We start from the raw sequence: 2,216 nt of genomic DNA, 5'->3' as shown, positions 1-2,216 counted from the left end.
AGTAAAGTATAGTGATTGGTACGAATGTGATCCATTTTTTCATGAAGCCTTTGCAACGAATCCCATGATTGAATAAGCTCTTGATTCGATGTTTGACTATGGTCTTGAATGTCTTTAGATACAGAGGCGATTTTTAAAGCGGATGACTCAATGCTTTTCATTTTATCGGAAACTTGTACGGTATAGTCGGCTGTTTTCTCACTATGCTCTAATAGTTCTTCTGTCGTTTCTTTATTAGAAAGAGCAATATGATTGAGAGACTGAGCTGCGAGCTTCATTTGCTCTGAAACACCCTTTAACTGGTCTGCGGCTACTTGTATTTGGCCGTCAATAGAACTTTTTACTGCGGTGTTATCTTTGTCTAGAACTTGCTGTTTTTTAAAAAACAAACAAACCACCTCTATTCAATTTTTAGGTAAATCTTACACATTGTTTTAAATGTACACCGTTGTTCCTAGATGGGCAAGCTTATTGTAAATAATTGAGACAAGATAACTTTAAGTCACTGGTTAATTATTGCAAAAAAAAAAAGCGGCTTTGGCCGCTTTTTCGTTAATTTTTCTCGTTTTGAAACGATACTTTTTTTGTTTCAAGTGAGTTTTCAATTTTTTCATAAAGTTTACTACTTGTTGATTCTTGCTTTTCCTCGTCTTTAGCAACTCGATATGAAATGTCTTTTGGGTTTAAGCCATGACCAAGTGAGCCGTACAGCTTTCCTTTTTTCGGTTCAAATAACTCTTGATGCTCTACATACACTCTTGGTGTTTTCCAAAGTGCAATAAGCGCCTGTCCCATTGGCATTTCATGATAGCGTTCTGGCCAAGTCTTTTTTAGCTCCTCTTTTACAAGCGGGTAATATTTAGAACTCATCGCTGGAAAAAGGTGATGCTCCGTATGATAAGAAAAATTAAAATGGATGACATCTACCCACTTTGGTACGGTTACTGTTAGCGAATTTGCTAACGGATCGTTAACAGGCGTTAATGGGTTGAGTCGATGGTTTGTTGAGATATAAGCCATAACAATAAAGTTTGCAATGAATAAAGGTAGCAAATAGGCAAAAAACCAATTACTAAATCCCATAATAGGAAGTAACGCAAACCATGAAACCCAAGGCAAAATTGCTTGTAACCAAACTTTAGGCTGAGTCTTCGGATTAAAATCCTTTATATAGATGAAAAAGCATTTTAGTGAATGCATGGTAAACTGTATCGTTAATGAAGCAAATGCGAAAGTAGCACGAATGAAAAAAGGTAACCGATAAATCCATCGGAAAAATTTCAATTTCGAAATTTTATCAAGCATCGGCCAAGAATCAGGATCATGCTCGTCGTGTTGTGTATGAACATGGTGATTCATATTATGCCATTTTCTCCATAATTTTGGACCAGTATTTAAAGGCCAAAAAGCAACTGCGCCTAATAAGTCACGAACCCAAGGTTTTTTAATGACAGTTCCATGAAGAATTTCATGTCCTAAAAATCCTAAACCAGCAAAGCTAGCTCCAATGATAAAAGAAAATAGTATGTTTACCAATGGATGAAGGTCAAGTAGACCAATAACGAGAAAGCTAGCGACAACAACACAAAGATAAATGAAACCACCAATAAGACGTGTAGGAACAGGTTTAAATGCTTCTTCTGGTAAATGCTTTTTTACACGTGCAGCATACCAGCCAAATGAATGAAGATCTTTCATATACGGGCTCCTTTCAGCCATGGAAATTCTAAGGAGTAACATTAGGTATTACTGAAAAAATCCCAACCTTACTTCCTCTATCTAATCATTCACAGTAAGAAAAGTCAATGAAAATTAGTACCAGGTTTTAAAAACACATACTAATTATTGGGACCTTTCTCTTACTTAGGTAAATAAGCTAAGTAAATGGGAATTTGTTTACACAAATTATGTTTCCCAATCAGGGATTTTTCATGCAAAAAAGACACTCCAATATAGGAGTGTCACAGCCTGTCGACAAAGTCTCGCGTCGACAGGCTTTTTTGTGATTAGAGAGGGGGTTGCCATGATTAGTCGCTTCGAATCCGCTCCCGGGATGGGGGGCACGCTTTCCGCAGGCGGGCGTGGAACTAACCGGCTCCGCCGATGGATTTCCACCTGCCCTTCCTCCTGCAGGAGTCGGCCCTCCCATCCCGTCCGCTTTTTTAGAGGAGACATGAGAATCCCCTTACTCTTCAACCATCCTTCATACGAAGCAA

1 protein-coding gene and 1 pseudogene are annotated in these 2,216 nt (G+C 38.2%); both read right to left on the bottom strand.

What is annotated here, in order from left to right; genetic code table 11:
- A pseudogene (locus B1R93_RS11025) lies at positions 1-389 on the bottom strand (methyl-accepting chemotaxis protein); the annotation flags it as partial.
- A gap of 163 nt (positions 390-552) precedes the next feature.
- Positions 553-1,698, bottom strand: coding sequence for a Delta(10) desaturase DesB (gene desB / locus B1R93_RS11020; RefSeq protein WP_088104018.1), 1,146 nt, complete (start codon positions 1,696-1,698; stop codon positions 553-555).
- Positions 1,699-2,216 lie beyond the last annotated feature (518 nt).

The sequence above is a fragment of the Halalkalibacter urbisdiaboli genome, from assembly GCF_002156385.1.
GTDB lineage: Bacteria > Bacillota > Bacilli > Bacillales > Bacillaceae_D > Halalkalibacter_A > Halalkalibacter_A urbisdiaboli.
This window is presented reverse-complemented; position numbering and strand designations above follow the sequence as displayed.